17 protein-coding genes and 1 pseudogene are annotated in these 19895 nt (G+C 53.5%); 6 read left to right on the top strand and 12 right to left on the bottom strand.

What is annotated here, in order from left to right; all coding sequences use genetic code 11:
• Positions 1-470: 470 nt before the first annotated feature.
• On the bottom strand, positions 471-1685 hold the full coding sequence (locus CQ002_RS08030; RefSeq protein WP_105162244.1) for a CaiB/BaiF CoA-transferase family protein: 1215 nt from the start codon (positions 1683-1685) through the stop codon (positions 471-473).
• A gap of 227 nt (positions 1686-1912) precedes the next feature.
• Between CQ002_RS08030 and CQ002_RS08025 the strand changes: the two genes are divergently transcribed.
• Positions 1913-2989, top strand: coding sequence for a MaoC family dehydratase (locus tag CQ002_RS08025; RefSeq protein WP_105162245.1), 1077 nt, complete (start codon positions 1913-1915; stop codon positions 2987-2989).
• Between the two features lie 4 nt (positions 2990-2993).
• Positions 2994-3983, top strand: coding sequence for a CoA ester lyase (locus CQ002_RS08020; RefSeq protein ID WP_105162246.1), 990 nt, complete (start codon positions 2994-2996; stop codon positions 3981-3983).
• Positions 3984-4031: 48 nt separating this feature from the next.
• On the opposite strand, the gene CQ002_RS08015 is transcribed toward CQ002_RS08020, so the two are convergent.
• The 7 genes from CQ002_RS08015 to CQ002_RS07985 all read right to left on the bottom strand — a co-directional run bounded on the left by CQ002_RS08015 (position 4032) and on the right by CQ002_RS07985 (position 13252).
• Positions 4032-4793 carry a GntR family transcriptional regulator gene (locus tag CQ002_RS08015; RefSeq protein WP_105162247.1) on the bottom strand — a complete coding sequence of 254 codons (762 nt, stop codon included), beginning with the start codon at positions 4791-4793 and terminating at the stop codon, positions 4032-4034.
• A 242-nt stretch (positions 4794-5035) separates the two neighbouring features.
• Entirely contained in the window at positions 5036-6808 is a 1773-nt protein-coding gene (locus CQ002_RS08010; protein ID WP_105162248.1) for an acyl-CoA dehydrogenase C-terminal domain-containing protein, read from the bottom strand.
• A gap of 101 nt (positions 6809-6909) precedes the next feature.
• Positions 6910-8046: a high-affinity branched-chain amino acid ABC transporter substrate-binding protein gene (locus CQ002_RS08005; protein ID WP_105162249.1), complete on the bottom strand. Its 1137-nt coding sequence runs from the start codon at positions 8044-8046 to the stop codon at positions 6910-6912.
• Between the two features lie 276 nt (positions 8047-8322).
• Positions 8323-9282, bottom strand: a complete 960-nt coding sequence (locus CQ002_RS08000) for an AraC family transcriptional regulator (RefSeq protein WP_105162250.1) — start codon at positions 9280-9282, stop codon at positions 8323-8325.
• 16 nt (positions 9283-9298) lie between these two features.
• The gene (locus tag CQ002_RS07995) at positions 9299-10234 is read right to left on the bottom strand and encodes a cyclase family protein (RefSeq protein ID WP_105162251.1); all 936 of its coding nucleotides are present in this window, start codon (positions 10232-10234) and stop codon (positions 9299-9301) included.
• Between the two features lie 129 nt (positions 10235-10363).
• Positions 10364-11623 (bottom strand): methylaspartate ammonia-lyase, encoded by a 1260-nt coding sequence (locus CQ002_RS07990; RefSeq protein ID WP_105162252.1) that lies wholly within the window; start codon positions 11621-11623, stop codon positions 10364-10366.
• A gap of 189 nt (positions 11624-11812) precedes the next feature.
• On the bottom strand, positions 11813-13252 hold the full coding sequence (locus CQ002_RS07985; protein WP_105162253.1) for an aldehyde dehydrogenase family protein: 1440 nt from the start codon (positions 13250-13252) through the stop codon (positions 11813-11815).
• A 152-nt stretch (positions 13253-13404) separates the two neighbouring features.
• Between CQ002_RS07985 and CQ002_RS07980 the strand changes: the two genes are divergently transcribed.
• A complete protein-coding gene (locus CQ002_RS07980; RefSeq protein WP_105162254.1) occupies positions 13405-14013 on the top strand; it encodes an Lrp/AsnC family transcriptional regulator in 609 nt (202 codons plus the stop codon).
• 50 nt (positions 14014-14063) lie between these two features.
• On the opposite strand, the gene CQ002_RS07975 is transcribed toward CQ002_RS07980, so the two are convergent.
• On the bottom strand, positions 14064-14948 hold the full coding sequence (locus tag CQ002_RS07975; RefSeq protein WP_105162255.1) for a LysR family transcriptional regulator: 885 nt from the start codon (positions 14946-14948) through the stop codon (positions 14064-14066).
• A gap of 392 nt (positions 14949-15340) precedes the next feature.
• On the opposite strand from CQ002_RS07975, the gene CQ002_RS07970 reads away from it, so the two are divergent.
• From CQ002_RS07970 to CQ002_RS07960, 3 genes and pseudogenes are all read left to right on the top strand, one after another.
• Positions 15341-16999, top strand: a complete 1659-nt coding sequence (locus tag CQ002_RS07970) for a GMC family oxidoreductase (protein ID WP_105162256.1) — start codon at positions 15341-15343, stop codon at positions 16997-16999.
• Positions 17000-17134: 135 nt separating this feature from the next.
• Positions 17135-17383, top strand: a pseudogene (locus tag CQ002_RS28460) (DUF2846 domain-containing protein); the annotation flags it as partial.
• Positions 17384-17787: 404 nt separating this feature from the next.
• A complete protein-coding gene (locus tag CQ002_RS07960; protein ID WP_234010445.1) occupies positions 17788-18255 on the top strand; it encodes an ABC transporter substrate-binding protein in 468 nt (155 codons plus the stop codon).
• 192 nt (positions 18256-18447) lie between these two features.
• Here CQ002_RS07960 and CQ002_RS07955 read toward each other — a convergent pair whose 3' ends face one another.
• The 3 genes from CQ002_RS07955 to CQ002_RS07945 all read right to left on the bottom strand — a co-directional run bounded on the left by CQ002_RS07955 (position 18448) and on the right by CQ002_RS07945 (position 19700).
• Positions 18448-18654, bottom strand: coding sequence for a hypothetical protein (locus CQ002_RS07955; protein ID WP_234010447.1), 207 nt, complete (start codon positions 18652-18654; stop codon positions 18448-18450).
• A 99-nt stretch (positions 18655-18753) separates the two neighbouring features.
• The gene (locus CQ002_RS07950) at positions 18754-19068 is read right to left on the bottom strand and encodes a hypothetical protein (protein WP_371919444.1); all 315 of its coding nucleotides are present in this window, start codon (positions 19066-19068) and stop codon (positions 18754-18756) included.
• A gap of 29 nt (positions 19069-19097) precedes the next feature.
• Positions 19098-19700, bottom strand: a complete 603-nt coding sequence (locus CQ002_RS07945; RefSeq protein WP_099602351.1) for a hypothetical protein — start codon at positions 19698-19700, stop codon at positions 19098-19100.
• Between the last annotated feature and the right edge of the window lie 195 nt (positions 19701-19895).

Raw genomic sequence — 19895 nt, 5'->3', positions numbered from 1 at the left:
GTTGTGGGCAGTTGTGGCGTGCCGAGAGAAAATGCAAAAAAGCAATGAATTACGAATTTTTTAATTGAGTGTCGCATCAGATTAGGGTGGGTGGCGAGTCCGGTCCAGTATTAAAAACGCATCAGTGCGCCGAATGTCCTCGCTATACAAAAAATGGCAGTTTTATACCAGTGGACAACTATGAAATTCCATGGAGACAGTGTTCACTGTCTGGGCGCAGAGCGCCATCATCTAGTTTGAGTTCATGAGCTCTCTACGGGTCGCCAGGCAATAGGCCGATGCGATTAATTATAAAAAAATGCGAGATCAATGATGAAAAGAAAAGCAGTCTGTCGATGGCTTAAATCTGTTTGCATGAAAGGTATTTTGGCATTGTCGAAGTTGCCGGCCTACGCATAATCAGAGTTAAAACCTCATGCTGACTTCATGTATGATGAGGTCAGCTTTTTTACCGTTGTCTTGTGTTGCGGTTACCGAACAATACCGTCGCGATACAGCCCGTTTATAGTGTTTTCATCGAGTCCAAGTGTGCAAAGGGTTTCTCGGGTGTGCTCACCAAGGCGAGGCGCCCGGCGCAGGACTTCGCCCGGGGTCAAGCTCATCTTGATGGGGATTCCCGCAACGCGCGCGGGAATACTGGAGTTGGGCTGCTCAACTTCCACGATCATCTCGCGAATAGCGTAGTGAGGGTCTGCATAAATCTCATCGGCGGTATAGACGGGCCCAAAGGGAACCAGGCCGCCCAGGCACGCCTTGATTTGCTCTTTGGTACGAGCGCGAGTGAAAATTTCAATCGCATCAATGACCTTGTCTACGTTTACCAGGCGAGCGGCATTAGTCGCGAAATTCGAGTCAGTGGCCAACTCACGACGATCAATGGCCGTTGCAAGCTTCACCCAGAACTCATCGTGGGCGCAGGCGATGGATACCCAACCATCTTTTGCTCTGAACAACCCGAAAGGACACAGCAAAGGGTGACGGTTGCCTTCTGGCGCAGGGCTGCGATTTTCGTATGATTTCTGATAAATGATGCGCTCACATACCGACAATACGGCATCGGTCATCGCCACATCGACAAACTGTCCCTCGCCCGTGCGGCGGGCATAATGAAGCGCGTTCAACAAACCGATTGTCAGCATCAGGGCGGGAATCGTGTCGCCCACACCAGGGCCGATCTTGGTCGGTGTGTTTTCATCGGGTCCGGTAATTCCCATGATGCCGCCCATTGCCTGGGACACCACGTCATATGAAGGCCAGTCACTATAAGGACTGTTGCCGCTACGTGGATCACCGAAGCCGCGTACAGCGCCGTAGACCAACCGGGGATTGAGCTCGCGCAGTGACTCGTATGAGAGGCCCAGTCGGTCGAGGACGCCCGATCGAAAATTCTCCACCACAATGTCTGCAGTTTTGACCAAATCACGAAAAATCGTTTTGCCTTCTTCTGTTTTAAGGTTGATCGCAATCGAGTGCTTGTTGCGATTGACGCTCTGAAAATAGCCGCCGTATTCGCGAACCTTATCGTCTGCCATGTAAGGGCCCAGCTTGCGCGTGCCGTCGCCTTCGAATGCTTCGACCTTGATTACTTTGGCTCCGTGGTCCGCAAGGATCTGAGTGCCGAAAGGGCCTGCAAGCATTTGGGTCAGGTCAATAACAACAACGTCATCCAGGGATTTGGCAAGCATGGTCATTTCTCATTATTAGGGCGCTTTTCAGGCGGGGAAGTGGCTTCTATCTCTGATCTCAATGTACGTACATTACTATCCAAATTTCAAAAATAAAACATATTTATTAGATCTGAGTATTATTAAAAAAGGGGTTTTGTGCGATTTTAAACGCTTGACGTTGATTTTTACCCGCGGATACTATGTACGTACATATTGTGTTTGGCTGAGATATCGGTGAGGGTGTGATGAGTAAGGTGCGGCAGGGCAATTTTTTTGAAGACTTTTCTGTGGGGATGCATATCCAGCACCCGACACCTCGTACGCTCACAGAAGGAGATCGCAGCCTCTACATCGGATTAACCGGTAGCCGCGATGCCATTGGCAGTGCCGAAACGGTGAGTGCAGCCTTGGGTTTCGAAAAACGGCCCATGGAGGATTTCCTTGTCTTCAATATCGCGTTCGGAAAGACAGTTCCTGATATTTCCTTGAATGCGATCGCTAACCTCGGCTATGCAGATGTGCGGTTTGTCAGACCTGTCTATGCGCAAGACACACTTCGCGTTAGCAGCGATGTGATCGGTCTGCGGGAAACGTCGAATGGAAAAGCCGGGATTGTTTACACCCGGTCAGTCGCCACTAATCAGCGAAACGAAGAGGTGTTGACTTGGGTGCGTTGGGTGATGATTCATAAAAGAAATAAAGATGAAGTTTCAGGTATCAACGTTGTCCCCCCGCTGCCTCAGGAAGTCGCGGTACAACATTTCCCAGCATTGCAGGTGAACGCTGCCGCCGAGGTCATGTTTGAAGCGACTCGCTCACGTTTTTTTTGGGAAGACTACAGCGCGGGTGAGCGTATCGATCACATGAGTGCAATGACCATCAATGACAGTGATCATAGTCAGGCGACGCGCTTGTACCAGAACACTGCCAAGGCACACTTTGACGCTTATACAATGGCCGCGAGCGGCATGCGGCAAAGGCTGGTATATGGCGGGCATGTGATATCCCTCTGTAAGGCACTTTCGTATGACGGATTGGAAAATGCTATCTGCGTACTGGCGATGAATGGAGGGAATCATGTGTCGCCCACGTTCTCCGGCGATACTCTGGTATGTGCCACGCAAATAAAGGAACAGATAGAACTTGGTCATCCGCATATGGGCGCGTTGCGCCTGCGTCTGATCGCCGCCAAAAATATAGGCGCTGCGAGCAAGATAATCTTTACGGAAAAACATCAAGGCAAAATTGAATACCCTCCCGAGGTCGTACTGGATCTCGACTATGTGATCGCAATCCCGAAAAAACCCAATAATAAGGTGTGACGTCATGAGTAATCAGGTACATCCTCGCGAAGCGTTGTTCGATGGCGAAAAAACGTTCCCGGTATTATCCGTGTGCGAACACTTCGCCGGCAGTGAAAAGCTGATTGGCAAGGCGATGGAATTGCAAGCGCAGCTAGGTCCTGTCTTCGATATTACCTGTGACTGCGAAGATGGGGCGGCCGCGGGTGATGAGGAGGATCACGCGCAAATGGTGGCCAGGCTTGTGAACTCTGAAAAGAATCTTCATGGCAAGTTGGGTGTGCGTATCCATGACTATACCCACCCGTTCTGGAAGCGCGATGTCGATGTTATCGTCGGTCAAACGGCGGAGCGTATTGCGTACGTCACGCTGCCTAAGGCAATTACGGCCGCGCAGGTAGTCGAAATGTCGAATTACATTCAGGCCGTTGCGGCGCGTACGGGCGTCGAGCGTAAAATTCCAATCCACGTCCTGGTTGAAACTCATGGCGCGTTGAGAGAAGTATTTGAAATCGCAGGCCTGCCGGATGTTGAAGTGCTGGACTTCGGCCAGATGGACTTTGTGAGTGCTCACCAGGGCGCTATTCCAGCGTCGGCGATGCGCAGCCCCAATCAATTTCAGCATCCGCTGATTGTTCGCGCTAAAACCGAAATGGTCGCCGCCGCCATTGCCAATGGCGTGGTGCCTTCGCACAACGTGTGTTTGAGTCTGAAAGACGCTGATATTATCGGCGGTGATGCTTCAAGGGCGAAGCGTGAGTTCGGCTTCCTGCGCATGTGGAGTATCCACCCCGCGCAGATCAGCGCCATTGTCAGCGCCATGCAGCCGGCCTTCGAAGAGATTGAAGACGCCACTGAAATTCTGTGTGCGGCCCAGGACAAGGATTGGGGCCCGATCCAGTACCAGGGCGAGTTGCACGACAGAGCGACTTATCGCTACTTCTGGAGCATTCTGGAGCAGGCCAAGGCCACAGGTATGAATATTCCCGAGAAAGCCCTCAAACGCTTTTACTAAGGGCTTGCTAAGCTAAATGCCATGGCACCGATGGTGGCATGGCATTTTTTATTTGGCCGCGTTGGTCACTCGCTTGAGATGAGTCGATACGCTGATGCGTTTGGCTGGGTAGACCGTTTCAGTCAATTCAACGAGCTGACCTTGATCGTCTTTATAGTGCCGCAGAATCCGCAACCCCGCGGAACGGTCTTCAACGTTTAAGCGCTGGGCCATGTCGCCCTCAATGAGCACTGCAAATACGGTCTGGCGTACTTCAGATATCGTAATTGCGTAGTGCTTTTCGAGGATGTCGCTGATCATCATTTGTGGTTGCTGCCGGATAGTTTCCAGCGCGCCTCCGTATGCAGTATTGATAAAGATATTGGCCCAGCATCCGGCCTGCGTGCTCTTGGCGTCAATTCTTGGGCCTGACATATGAATCCATTCTGAACCGACAGGGGCTTCCAGTTGCCGGGCCAATACTCTGTCGAGTGCTATCGAATTGGTACTTTCGATGCTACGCACTTCCGACATCGCTACCTGGATCAAGTCTTCGATTGTGCTGACGGACTGTGAGTAGGCCACGCTCGGATTGATGCTCTCGACAAGGCTACCGACCGCCTTCTTGCGCGTGATGTACCCCCGATCCTTCATTATCGTCAACGCAGCACGAACGGTCTGTCGGCTGACGGCGAAATGGGTTGCCAGTTCATGCTCGGTAGGGAGTAGCGTGCCCAGGGTATATCGGCCATTCACTATTTCAGCAATCAGCGAATTGGCGACTTCTACATAGCGTTTGATTTTACTTGTGCCTTTGGCCTTGACTCCCACTTACTTATACTCCTGGTGTATCAATATCAACGTCTCCCAATCGGCAACTTTTGGGTCATTGCATCAGGCTTTGCCGTCATCTGGACAGGCTACATGTTCTTGTGGGCAAAGGTAACCGAATGATTAGTGAATGCCAGGGCCGTGCCTAATGTGCCACTGTCAACTAGTTGGTGAAGGGTAGGACGTTGAGGCGCCGATAATGAACGCCTCAGCGTGGGTGACGGGAGCGGGCAGGTTAGGGATCAGAATTGCTCTGGGTCCAAGAGATAAAGTGACGTCGAGCCGTTACGTATGCTCGCTTCCAGGCTTAGGGTACGAGGCAGCAGGCGTTGAAAATAGAACGCGCCAGTTGCCAGTTTCGCTCCGTAGAACACCGGGTCGTCGCTGAGTTTTTGCGCGGCCACGATGGCCATGCGTTCCCACATGTATGCGTAAGCGACGTAACCCAGCAAGTGCAAGTATTCGACCGAAGCGGCGCCTGTCTGACGGGAGTCGGACTTGGCCGCCTTGAGCACCCAGGAGGTGACCGACTCCAGGCGTTCCACGGCACACACCAACTCATTACTGTGGGGACTTTTTCGAGTATCCGCAAACGCGCGTATTTCCTCGCAGAAGCGATAAAGGTTCGCACCCGCGTTCGCGATCACTTTACGCCCCAGCAGATCAAGCGCCTGGATCCCGTTGGTGCCTTCATAAATCTGAGCAATACGCACATCACGGACCAACTGCTCCTGGCCCCATTCACGAATGTAGCCGTGACCACCGAATACTTGTTGCCCGTGAACGCAGCTGTCCAGGCCGGTATCGGTGAAAAATGCCTTAGCCACAGGTGTGAGCAAGGCCACCATCGCCTCGGCGTCATGGCGCTCATCGGCCAGGTCAGAAAACTTTGCCAGGTCCAGTTGCTGACCGACGTAACAGGCAAATGCCCGTCCTCCCTCGGTCATGCCCTTCATGCTGAGTAGCATCCGCCTGACATCCGGATGAACGATGATGGGGTCGGCCACCTTTTCGGAGCCGACCACGGTGGTGGTTGACCGACCCTGCAAGCGTTCGCAGGCATAGGCCCGTGCGCTCTGATAAGAAGCTTCGGCGCAGCCTATGCCTTGGATGCCGATGGAGAGTCGTTCGTAGTTCATCATGGTGAACATTGCCGCCAGTCCTTTGTTGGCTTCCCCGACCAGCCAGCCACGGGCTCCATCGAAATTCATCACGCAGGTGGCAGATGCCTTGATGCCCATCTTGTGTTCGATCGAACCGCAACTCACCGCATTGGCTGCCCCCAAGGAGCCATCCGTATTCACCAATATTTTGGGGACCACGAACAGCGAGATACCCTTGGGCCCGGCGGGGGCGTCCGGTAGCTTGGCCAACACCAGGTGAATGATATTTTCGGTCAGGTCCTGATCGCCACCGGTGATGAATATTTTGCTGCCCGTGATGGCATAACTTGCATCGCATTGAGGTTCGGCACGGGTACGAATGATCCCAAGATCTGTGCCCGCATGCGCTTCAGTCAGGCACATGGAACCTGCCCAGCGGCCTTCGTACATTGGTGGTAAATACAGCTTTTTCAGCGCTTCGTCAGCGTGGGCATCCAATGCCAGGCAGGCGCCGGAACTGAGGGTGGAGTACAGCGCAAAACTGGAGTTGGCACCGTAGAGCATCTCTTCGAACTGTACAGCCAACATTTTGGGCATGCCCATACCGCCGAAGGCGGGATTACCACTGAGCCCGACCCAGCCCCCTTCAATGTAAGTGGCGTAGGCTGCTCTGAAACCTGCGGGTGTGCTGACCTGGCCTTGTTGCCACTGTGCGCCTTCTTCGTCTCCACTTCGATTGAGTGGGGCGATCAAACCGCTTGTCACCTTTGCCGCTTCTTCGAGAACGGCGTCTGCCGTATCGGCATCAACAAACTCCGACAGCGCCGGTAAGCGAGCCCAGAGAAGTGGGGCTTGGAAGACTTCATGGAGCACGAAGCGCATGTCGCGCAGGGGGGCAGAATAAAGCGACATTAGAAAACTCTTCTTTTGTATGATTAAGCCATGAGTAACGTGTGAAGTATCAGGCTTGAAAAAAGAATGCCCGCAACAAGTGCGAGCATTCCTTGGCGCTATCAGTTTGCTAACGTTTTGGTGCCGTCCTTGTGCCACGTGTAGACCACGTAACTGAAGTCTTTCAAGTCACCTTTCTGATCGAAAGAGATTAGGCCGATAGGCGTATCAAACGTTTTTTTCTTGAGGGTTTCTGCAACTTTTTCGGTGTCTTCGCTACCGGCTGCCTTGATGCCTTCGGCAATCACTTCAACTGCGGTGTAGGCGGGCATTACAAAGTTGCCGCTGGGGTCTTGGTTTTGTAGTTTGAACGCTTTGACCAACGCCGTATTTTTTGGATCTTGGTCAAATGCCTTTGGTTGAGTGAACAGTAATCCTTCACTGGCGGCTCCGGCAATGGCACTAATTTCGCTATTGCCCGCACCGTCGGTACTGACGAATGTGGGCTTGAAGCCCTTTTCTGCGGACTGACGAAGAATCATGCCCATTTCAGGGTGATACCCACCGTAATAGAGCAGATCGACGTTCGCTCTCTTGAGTTTGGTGATCAGTGATGAGAAATCTTTTTCACCAGCGTTAATGCCGTCAAATATCACGACATTCACGCCCTTGGCGTCCAGACGCTTCTTCACTGCGGTGGCTATGCCTTCTCCAAACTGCTGCTTGTCGTGAATGATCGCGACGACATGTGGTTTGAGTTTATCGGCAATGTAGTCGGCGGCGGCGGGTGCCTGAAGGCCATCAAGGCCGATGGTGCGGAACATCATCTTATAGCCACGGTTGGTAATGCCTTCGTGCGTGGCTGAGGGCGTTACCATAAGAATTCTTTCATCTTCGTAGATGTCCGAAGCTGGAAGTGTGGAGCTGGAGCATACGTGGCCCACAACAAATTTAATGCCATCGTTGACCACTTTGTTAGCGACCGCCACCGCTTGCTTCGGATCGCACGCGTCATCATAGGTCACCAACTGCAGTTTTTTACCGTTGACGCCGCCAGCGGCATTAATTTGCTCCGCGGCCATTTTTGTTCCCATAAACACCATATCGCCGAACTGGGCGACAGCGCCAGTTGCGGGGCCGACGACAGCAATTTTGATGACATCATCTGCCAGGCTCAGTGGTGCAATAGTTGCGGCTAGCAGGAACACGCTGAGTTTCGCCAGTGCTGGCCATTTAACGGGTCTTTTACTGAACTTCATAACACCTCCAATGCGCCTGTTTTTTGACTGCTCAAAGCAAATTACGCAGACGAGCAATCAGTTATTGTTATTCTGTTGGCAGTGAATCAAATGACTACTTGGTTTTTCTGATATGGGTTTTATAAGGGTGCTATTGCAGCTTACCGACGTGTTCGCGAGAGCGTCCACAGGACGTGCGCGGTATTTTGTATCGCGCGTCTGTATCGGATAATAAATGGCTGAATAGTGTTATTTGCAGCACGTGGCCGACGCTCGCATGCTTGTTGAGTGTTATGACTATTCAGTTGCCCGCCAGCGTCCTGGTGGTTTCCCGACGATGTCTTTAAACACCCGACTGAAGTGACTCTGGTTGGAAAAGCCACACATATCTGCGATTTGCGCGATATCCATTTCGTTTTTCAGCAAGAGCTCTTTGGCCCGACTGATTCTTTTGAGTGTCAGCCAACGGTGGGGCGTCAGCCCCAGCTCCTCACTGAACGCTCTGGAAAAGTGGCGACCGCTCAGACCACATGCCTCTGCCATACCGAACACGTTAATCTCTTCATGGAGATTTTCGTCTACGTAAGCCTCGACTTTCTTTTGTCGCCATACGGGGAGGGCGATGGATTTGTCATCCGCTTGAGTATCACCTCCAATGATGAACAACCCGCTTATAATGCTGGTGAGTGTGGCATCGGCCAAGATTCTATGCGCTGGACCGTCACTGTTTGTTAAGCCCCAAAGGGTAGTAATGGCTGACGCGAAGAAAGTGCCTTCCCAGGTTTTTTCGCCAAGCCTGGAAAAAACCTCCGTTATTTTACGACTGGTAATGGAGTAGAGCACTTTGCTCAACGTTGCCGTAGGCACAGTAATTAGCAACACTTCTCGCTCACCGCTGACTTTCCAATGGCTCTCCTTACACGATGGAATAACCATCACTCTTCCGGGTACCGCGAGCTCATTGCGCCAGCCTTCGCCCATATTCCAAGAGTAAGTGCAGTTCTCGGCGACGGAGAGTGGCATTGCGATAACGACTTCAGGTACTGAAGGGTCCATAAAGTCATGGGTGTCTTGTTCAACACGAATCATTTCGAACTGAAGGTTACCCGGCGCGCTGCGATGTTCCTGCGGAAACCTGGAGTAGGTGGACGATTTATAGAAGTCTGAGTAGCTTGGCCAACGAAATGCTTGTGTCATCGCTATCGCTCTCCGGTTGTTGCAGGGGCACTGCGAATGAGCGGTCAGCGGATCGCTCATTCGATATCCGCGCCGGTCAAGGCGTCGGACGCATGACTCCAAGGCTGTCGCGTTTGAGCGGGAATTTCTGGGTCGGCAACGGAGCGCCCGGTGATGCGCGCAGCGTCTCTCCTTGCTTCCAGGTCGAGGGGGCAATGGCGATATAGCGTGCATACCCGCCGGTCCCGCCCAGCGGTTTGGCAAAGCCGATAGAAATCAGGGCGCCTGCTTCAGGGACTTTATCCAGGTTGGCTACACCTTCTGCTTGAGCGAAGTTGTTGTGCATCAACCATGCCTCGCCTTCGGCCGTTGGTGTGGTATCGGTATCCAGTGCCTCATGGCCATGGAACAGAATTTTCCGGTCCAGATGCAGGAACTTGAGTGCGTCAAGACTCACGCCAGGGAATGGGGCGGTTCGGAATCGTTCATGTTCAGCCCAGTGTTTGTACCAGTCCGAGCGAACCATCACGACCGAGCCTGCCGGGATTCGGCCATGTTTGGCTTCCCATGCCAGGATGTCTTTGACCTGCAGGTGATAGCCCGGGTCTTTGGCAGCCTGAGGGGCGATGTTGATCACTACAAGTGGACGTACGCTGAACGTCGCGGGCAAGTCGCTAATCGTTGCTCCAAGGGGGTTCCAGTGCGCGGGTGGGTCTAACTGAGTGCCGTACTGGTCTGTAGGCAAGTCGTAGGCCGTCGCGACGAAACCATGTTTCTCGTAGGTGAACTCATCACCTTTATTCACAAAGTCGGGAATCGTCGCGCCAGCGGTCGCAGCTTTGAACGTTGCACCACCGAAACCCGGCCACACGGCAATGTCAGGCTCGAATGCATGGGTCAGGTCGATGTATTTCGCTTCTTTGAAGGATTGCTCGTAGGTTTTCCATAAAGACATGTCGTCCGCGTAGCTCGCGCCTGCCGCGAAAAGTACGGTTAGAAACAAAGACGCAGTGCTTACTTTTAAGCCTTTCATAACAGTACTCCGCATTTTATTTTTAATGTTTAATTAAAGGCAGATTTCTATTCAGGGTTAGGGCTTTTTATTATAGGAACAACAATTTCAGGTTTTTCGGTGGGGGGGAATATGCATTCCCCCGCGGCGTCATGAGTTGGAGCGGGCCTCGGCGATTCGCAGGGCTCGGTTCATTTCGTTGAAGACTATGTTGTAGCCCTCATCAAAGCCCATGCCGGGCTTGGCCAGCATTTGGCTTACAGCGGTTGCGATGCCGATATGGGCGGTGACACGGGCGGACTGATCTGTCTCGGCACATGTGCCACCCAGTACCGGGCCGATACCGTATTTCTGGCAATCGATGATGGCGTCAATGGCGTTATGAATGGAACCCAGGTCGGGGGTTTTGATTTGCACCATGTCTGTTGCGCCGGCGACTGCGAAAAGATGCACATCTTCGACTGTGTTGGCCCACTCGTCAGCGATGACTGAGACTCGGCTGCCGCGGGTTTTCAGAATCTGGCGCAAGGCGGCCATTGTTTCAATCTGGGCATCGCGGCTGCCGGCATCGATCGGATGTTCTAGGCGAAGTTCATGGGGCCCGGCCGCACGCTCCAAGCGCTGAATGATGTTTGCGGTGTGTTCAAGCGAGCCTTTCGCTTCGGCACCAATCAAGCCATACACGTCCAGGTGGATGATCGGCTGGTAGGTGTCGCAGACGCGCAATTGACTGATTCGCGCGCGAAGCCAGCCGATGTATTCTTCAATGGCGATGCCATCAACGCCCACAAGTTCAGGAGTGTTGATCAGCCCGTGCGGCAGCACCTCAACACTTTTCATGATCATTTTGTCGACGTTGGTATAGCGGTCATCGCCCGATTGCCCGTAGATCGGAACTGCGGCCAAAGGAGCTGCGATGTTCCATTCATCCTTGATGACTTGAGCCATCAAGTGGTGGCCGGCTGCGTGGGCTGCGGCATTGAGGAGTGCTTGAGACACGCCATATGCCGTGGCCCGCTTGGACTCAAACAGCTCATCAATCAATGCTTCTGCTTCGAGGGCTGCTTTACGAAAGACATTCACCTGCATGCCCACCAGGCGCGGCCCCAGCTCCTGCTCGATTTGCGTGGCCAGCTCGCGAGCGTGGAAGCGCGGTTCACGTCCGCCTACGCCGGTGTATTGAACGCTTGCGCAATCGCCCTGTGCAATGTAGCCATCGCTCAGCACCAATAACACTGAAACGGACTCCGAAGGCTCCCGTACGGATTTGAAGCCCGGTGTTACCGCGGTTCCCTTATAAGTGGCGCCGTCGCGGATCGCCCCGGCTTTGATGGCGGTCTGGTCGTCGAAGAAAAAACCACCGATACCTGGGGAAGCAATTACTTTTGCGATGGTGATTGGCGTTGTCATATCAACCTCTGAATAGGACCGCTACGGCGGCTCTGCGCTGAAAACAGGGTGCTTTTGCGGGCGATACTGACCCGCGGCCTGTGTGTGGCAACAGGCCGTTCCCGCATCCCTGGGTTTATTTATTCGGTAATTGGTGAACGCCTGCCTGTTCGGCTGGAGCGTCATGCCGCAGGTGGTGCATTGCGCCACTCAAATTGCGGATTGGCTGATCAGCCTCAGTTGGGTGTAGGCCAGTACGCCTTCTGTGCCGCCTTCATAGCCATAACCGCTATTGCCCAGGCCGCCGAGCGCGACATCGGGCAGTGACGGTGCGGTCTGGTTGACGCCGATGTTCGATGCGTTCAGACCGCTCACCACTTGATTACGCACCCGCATTGAGTCCGTGAACAGGTAAGCGGCAAACGCGTAGGGCCCGGCATTGGCATGTTCCAGCGCCTCGTCTACCGAGCTGATTTTCTGGATGGTCGCAATAGGCCCGAACGGTTCTTCAAACAGCACCTCGGCATTCAACGGTACATTGCTCAAAATTGTAGGTTTGAAGAAGAAGCCCGGGCAGTCCAGCTGATAGCCGCCGGTTTCCAGGGTTGCGCCCTTGGTCACGGCATCATCAATCAAATGCATGAACTCTTTGATACGCCCTGCGTGCGCGACGGGTCCCAGTGTGCTTCCTTCTATCGTGCCGTGGCCCAACTGGTAAGACTCGGCCTTTTCGACGAGCGCACGTACGAGTTGATCATGCACCGCGTGGTGGACCAGATAGCGTGTAGGTGCCACGCATGATTGGCCGGCAGAGCCGAATTTGGCGGGCGCGGTAACCCGTACTACGTTCTCGATATCGGCATCGCTCCAGACTATGACTGGAGCGTGTCCTCCGAGTTCGAACACGCAACGCGTGAGGTTTTTGGCCGCCAGGCTGGCGAGGGTTTTGCCCACCTGAGTGGAGCCGGTAAAGGAGATAACCTTTACCGTGTGCGAGCCGAGCAACTGCTCGCTGATAGCGGCCGGGTTGCCGTACACCAGATTGACGACACCCGCTGGCAAGCCCGCTTCCATCAAGGCCTGAACGATAACTCTGGCACTGCACGGCGTAAACTCGGACGCCTTCAGCACGATTGTGCAACCCGCTGCAAGTGCGGCCCCCAACTTACGTGCGACCAGTACTGCAGGGAAATTCCACGCGGTGATCGCGGCGGCTACGCCAAGTGGGGTGGGCACTGAAAAGCGCGTGCTCCCTTCAACCAGGCCGGTGTGAACCTTACCGAAAATTCGCGTGGCCTCTTCGCCATTCCAGGCAAAGGTTTCAATCGTACGCTGGGCTTCGCCATATGCATCGGCTTTAGTCTTGCCGCCTTCCAGAACCAGTACGGATGCCAGTTCGTCGACGCGTTCGGCCAACAAGGCAGAGGTCTTCTTGAGAATGGCGCTGCGGGTCGGTGCCGCAGACCGACTCCACATCGGGAAGGCGGCGGCGGCGGCATCAATCGCAGCTTTTACCTGCGAGGCGTCAGCCAGACTGACTATGCCGATGGTCTCTCCGGTGCCAGGATCCACGTTATCGCGCGTACCCGAGTGACCTTCTTGCCACTGACCATTTATGAAGAGATGAGCATCCAAGTTACGAGCGGGCATAGCAGTCTCCGTAATACCGACCAATATTTCATACTTGAACATTATTCTACACACGGCTATTCGATTGACAATCCGTGAAAGTTTTGATCTTTCAGATGAAAAAATATACGCATAAATAGTTTTGTTTTGATGGGCTCAACGTCTGGCCGCAAATGCTAATCTCCACCATTATTTTTGATGAGTTCAGCGATCGGGGGCGGGCAGTGATCGAGCAACAAGCATCATTGGCGAGAATAAGAGAGGTGGCGGCACCCGTTGGTGTAGCCTACAAGTTGGATGAACTTGATGTGGCACTTTTGCGTAGCCTGGTCGCCGACGCCCGCATGTCTCAGCGTCAGTTGGCGGTGGCGCTCGGAATCTCCGCACCGACCGTGAGCGAGCGAATGAGCCGGCTGGAGCGCGCGGGTGTCATTACCGGTTACTCGGTACAAATCAACTGGGGCTTGGTGGGCTATACGCAAACGGTCTACTTGTCGATCACCGCTGTTGCCGGCCACGATCTGGCGGACATCATGTGCCGTTTATGGGGAATGCCCGAAGTGCAAGAGGTCACTTTGATTACGGGGGATCTGGATTTGCTAGTGCGTCTGAAGGTGCGTGATCACGAGCATTTGCGCAGTCTGTTGATGGATCATATCTGGCAGATTGCTGGCCTTCAGGGAACCTCAACGCAAATATCCATGGCCGAAATGCCGGCTAAACGATTTGCCGATGGGTTGCTGGAGCAAATCGAACAACTGTTTGGCCAGACGGGCATCTAAGTCGCGGATCGGGGCCGCAGACTTCATCAGCGGGAATTGAGCAGCATCTCCTATTGATGCGTTGCCCAATGGGTGACGTACCGCACAATCTGGTCGTGCATTTCCCGGGCTGCTGGCGAGAGAGCCTCATAACCGAGTGATGCCAGGGCAATCGCGCGGCTTTCCGCCGGAGCGAAAGGAAACACTTGGGCGGTTGTCTGGTAGTGCTGCAGCGCCAGGCGCGGGATGACGCTAACGCCCAGACCGCTTTCAACCATAGCAATAATTGCCGCGTCATCGACCGCCTTGGCGCAGGCTCGCACCACCACCTTGTGAGTGTTCAGCAACTGGTGCAGGTCCTTGCCACAGTCTTCGCGCTGCATCACTACATTGGTTTTCGAAAGCTCCGCGACTGTCATGTAAGCCTTATTCAGCGGTTCGAACGCTTGGGGCGTGATGCACAACAAGGGGTCTACATAGAGCGGCATCAACTCAAGACCTGGCGCACCTGGTGAAGTTACGAAACCCAGGTCTACCCTGTTTTTCAAAATGCCATCGGTAACGTCGTCATAGCCCCCTTGTTCGATGACTATCTTGATTCGCGGAAATCGCTCCTTGAATGATCGAATGATACTTGGCATCCACATCACGCTGACTGAGCTGATCGTGCCGATAGTCACGGTACCTGTCTCCAGGCCCTGCAGTTGTGCCACATGCTGGCGCAGTTTTTCGTTGGCCTGAAGCACTTCTCGCACCGTTAACAGCAATTCCTCTCCGCCAGCCGTCAGGCGAACACCCGTCCGGCCGCGAATGAACAGCGAAAAGCCAAGTGATTGCTCGAAGGCGGCAAGTGCATGGCTGACTGCGGAAGGCGACAAATTCAATTGTTGCGCGGCGGCGGCCAGACTGCCGCGCTCTACGATGGCAACAAAGACCTCATATGATCCGAGTGACATGAAGCCTCCGAGTGAAGTGAATTCATTTGAGCGAGGGGAGTGAAACTTTCGTGATGCTAACATGCTTGGATGTCGCAGCAGCCTTCTAATAAGTCGGTGAGTGCACGCTGATGGGAATTTAATCAACTCGACCCAATGAAAAAGTGGCGGTGAATTTTTTGCACCTGTGATTCAAAAAAAATCGTTTTTGTTGCGTTGGCAGGCTTGTTAGCATCGACCCCGTTCAAGAATGCGTTTGTTTTTATCCATAAAGTTTGATGGATTGCACTACTTGGGTAGTTGTGATTGTGGGACCGCTCGGTTTTTAAATATGAATCCTTAGTAGGGTTTTATTTTCTCTCCAGCGTTCATTGTCTTTAATGTTTTTGCTCAACCTGCCACAGGTATAAAAAATGAATGCGCACGCTCTAAAGGCTGAAACTTTTGATTATGTGATTGTTGGAGCTGGGGCCGCTGGCTCGATTTTGGCTGCTCGATTGGCAGAAGACCCGTCAGTGTCTGTGTGCATTCTTGAGGCGGGGCCAGGGGATTTGCGGCCCTACGTGCATATTCCCGCCGGTTTTGTAAAAACGCTGACCCAGCAAGCAATTACCTGGCAGTTCAAAACACAACCGTCCCATGGCTCTGGCGGGCGACCGATTTCAACTACACAAGGTCGAGTTGTTGGGGGTTCCAGTTCCATCAATGGCATGATCTATGTTCGTGGGCAGCCGGCCGACTACGATAACTGGGCGGCTCTGGGCAATCCGGGCTGGAGTTACAACGATGTGCTTCCCTACTTTGCCAAGACAGAACGCAGGGTCGGGCCGGGTGATGATACGGTGCGCGGGCGCACGGGCGGCATCCCTGTGACGGACATGGACTGGTTCCACCCTGTATCTGAAACTTTTATCGACGCTGCGGTCCAGCACGGCTATCGGCGAAACCCGGATTACAACGCAGGAGATCAAGAAGGGGTCGGCTATTTTCAGCGCACGATTGACCGCGGTTATCGTGTCAGCGCTGCCGAAGGATTTCTTCGCCCCGCCTTGAAAGGAGGGAACATAAAGCTCCTGACTAACGCACGCGCCAATCGAGTGCTTTTCGAGGGGAAGCGGGCCATCGGCGTAAGCTTTCTGCGCAAACAGGGTGGAGAGGAAACTGTAGTTCTGGCGAAGCGTGAAGTGATCATCAGTGCCGGTACCGCTAATACGGCCCGTTTGCTTCAAGTGTCCGGGCTTGGGCCGAGCGAATTGATCGCCAAGCTGGGCGTTGAATTGGTACATGAACTGCCTGGTGTGGGTGAAAATCTGATCGATCATTACTCTGCGCGCATGGTCATGCGTGCACGTTCCGATGTCGTCACCCTCAATGAACTTGCGCGAGGCCCTCGCCTGGGGATGCAAATCATGCGCTGGGCAATGAAGCAGCCGAATATCCTGGCATTGGTTCCTTCACAGGTATTTCTGTTTTGCAAGTCGAAGGACGATATCCAGCTGCCTGACCTCCAATGCGTCTTCACTCCTGGAAGTTACAAGGAGGGTAGGCACTACGTATTGGATAACTACCCTGGCGTGACGGGCGGTTGGTGGCAGCATCGGCCAATGAGCCGAGGCTACGTGCGTGCAGTGTCCAAGGATGTTTTTGTCGACCCGATCATACAGCCTAACTATCTCGAACACTCGACGGACCAGGATGTAATGGTGGGGGGGATGAAGATTATCCGAGCATTGCTGCATTCGCCGCTGCTATCCAAATACCTGGTGGAAGAGACAATACCCGGCACGAAGGTGCAAACCGATGAGCAGATGTTGGATTTCTGTCGACTGAACGGCTCAACGGGTTACCACCTGGTCGGCACCGCACGCATGGGGCCGGCTTCCGACAAGATGTCTGTGGTTAGTCATGAACTAAGAGTGCATGGCATGCAGAACCTGAGGGTAATTGATGCCTCTGTTATGCCGATGATGCCTTCTGCAAATACCTACGCCGCGACGATGATGATTGCAGAAAAGGGAGCTGATTTGATACGCGGCTACTCCCGATTTCCAGAGCGTGCAGGGGCCTTATAAGTCTTCAGATTGTATGTTTTCTGGGCAAGCCAGCATCGAGATGCTTCAGAGCCACAGCGTGGCAATCGCGCTCCAACCTCACTCATCCCTAAGGGTCTGTCGTGAGCAGGTGCAGAACCCCGTCCGGATGAGGCCACAGTGTACTTCTATCGCACGTCGGCCAGTATCGGTAACGGGGTCGCCCCGACCATTCTGGTCGATGGCCGCGCCATCGGCACCTTGCCCTCAGGTAGTTTTTTCAAAGCAGGTATTCCCGCCGGCAAGCACAGTCTCGCCTCCACCTCGCCACCTTTCATCAGCGGTATGGTTAACAAACGTTTCGATATCACCGTCGAAAATGGAAAGGTGTATTACATCGCAGACCAACTCAGCACTTCTACCTAAAAGGACGGACGGACCTTGGGCGAAGTCGACGACGGTCGTTTCGGTGGAACAATGTTTTATTCGCGCTACGCGCTTGCGCCTGCCGAGGAAGCGCTGCGCTCTATCAATTGGTGCCAAGAGCTGCCGGCAACCGCACCGTAACCATGCGTAGCCCATGCTCCGGCCAGCCCCGTTCCAAACCGTGGCAGGATAGGTTGTTGAGGGAAAATCCGACCTGCCCTACGGGGCTGCTTTGGAGAGCGGTCTGGAGTACCGATTGCCAGCTATGGACACGCCGTCAGATGGAAATCAAGCGTCAGGCCAGGACGCGCAATGGGTATCCGGGGGGCGGAAGAGGTAGCGACCCTATATCTGCTCCTTAAATTGAAACCAATCGAGGGACTGGATTCTTTACTCGTCCTTCTTTGGTCGAGCAAGCCCTGACGAGGTGGTTTCTGTTCAGTCTGTCCGAAAGACCTATTTGGCTGAATTCACTCGACGATGCACGTCAGTATCACATCGCGACTGTCAAACAGGACGTTGGTGAGCAATACATGATGGCCCACGGGTTCCAGGTGGGCAAAGAGTTACAGTCTAGCAGCATGTACGAGAACACTTACCGCAAGCTCAAGGTCGATCACGTTGAGCTGTGGATCTCCAATGAGCTCAACGCCATTCACCTCATGCGCAAGAATGGGGATGATCCTGAAATGACGATGGTGCGTTCACTGCCGTTACCCGAGCTATCAAGTGAAGAAGGGCTGTACATGGCCTTCAGTCCAGCTACGCCAGACGCAACCGTAGAACGGTTTAGGGCAGAATTGGATCGGATCAAGCAAGATGGCACATATCACGCTATCGTCAAAAAATGGCTCCAAGGTCCTTCACATTGAACGCATCGACTGCTGCCTCTCACGAAGGTCCCACATCGGCCATTAGCCGCCATTTACTAAAAGCCGCTTTCGACGCAAAGCTGGCAATGGCGATACCCCAGACTGATTCCGGCCCGATACGATAGAAGCATTTACAACACTTGGTCGTGCCCAGCCCCATTGTTCGGGAACCTTCTGGCCACTTAATAAGAACTAATGCTGATCGTCTGGAGGGACGGTAACGGGATTAAGAAAAGAGTTCCAGGCCTTGTATGCTTCATGATGCTTTTTGACTTCCTCATCCCAATCAGGCCCTGAAACTCTCTTCGAGACCACCATCATCATCATTTTGGTGTTGGCGGCATCAAGCTCAACTAGTAGCTCGTGGCATCTAAATCTAAAATCATCTATGTCTTCCATATACTCACCTTGCGACAGGTCTAGCCGGATATACCGGGTCATGCCCATTTTCGTAATGACAAGTCCCCAAAGACAAAGGTTCATTGAGCAGCCGAGTTTCTATTCGGCATGTTTTGAACAGACTGCATCGCACAGCAGCTCCAACAACTCATTCGCCAGGACCGCCGCTTCTTGTCGATAGTCGGTGTTCCAGCGGCACGACCAGTTATCAGGTTTTCCCTCATCCTCCCATTGCGCCAATGCAAGCCCGTTGAGTATTTCCAGCTCGAACCAAACACGCTGCCAAGCGACGGCGTCCTGGACTGACGCCGTGTCTTGCCATAGGAATTCTGTTTGCACGACAAATGCCGACCATGCAAACAGATCCTCTGAGGCTCGCTCACCGATCATTCGGAAGTATTTTGCGCTAGCCAATCAACGATTCCTTGTAGTCGTTTACCTGTTTAGTAAACGTCTATCCCCGGATAGAGATCCGCGGGTGGACGATAATTGGGGTTCTCAAAGCGGCTGTTCTCGTAATGGGTTTTGGCCGTCGGTCCATCGCCGTTATAGGTCACCTGCGGGTTTGGCGTGAGATGCCAACCGCTTCCTTCCTTGTCGCGCTCGATCAGTGATGCGTACAAGCTACAGTTGCCTGATGAGCCGGATGTCAGCCTGAACTGGTAATAGCGTCCGGCTTGGGGCGTGAACTTCGTCGAGACATAGCAGGAACGAGTGCGTGTCCCCTCCCAGAATAGATCCACTTGCGTTTCGATACCGGGTCGGATCTGCGTTTCGTAATAGTCCCATGTAAGGTCTTGCCCTGCCTTTGGCATGCCCACGTCCTGTGTGTGGGTGAACGGCAGGGGGCCGGTGCGAACGGCGCCGCCCGAACGTTTGCCGTTTTCGTATTGGTAAATTTCGGCGTGCTGCGTGTAGTCGACGATACGTACCCAGGCAGGGTTAGGCTCGTTTTCGGGCGCGGTAAAGTAGTTGGTATGGGGCAAAAACTGGCAGCCTGCGAACAACGGCAATACAAGCAGGCAGAGCAGAGGGCGTATCGACATGAAGCCTTTCCTTTTGCGGAGTCAGGGTTACAGACCGCAAAAGAGGAGGCGCATTGCGTAAAGGCTGAAAATTTTGTGGCTGAATCGTCGCGACGATATCGGTTTCAACCGGTCGCGACAGGCAGAAATCGGCCAAAAGCGGTCATCAGGTGTCTACAGAAACAGGGGCTATTCAGTTTACAATTGCCTGCTGAC

Source organism: Pseudomonas sp. MYb13 (assembly GCF_002980075.1).
Lineage (GTDB): Bacteria > Pseudomonadota > Gammaproteobacteria > Pseudomonadales > Pseudomonadaceae > Aquipseudomonas > Aquipseudomonas lurida.
Note: the sequence above shows the minus strand (reverse complement) of the source record. Positions and strands in the feature narration are given on the sequence as shown.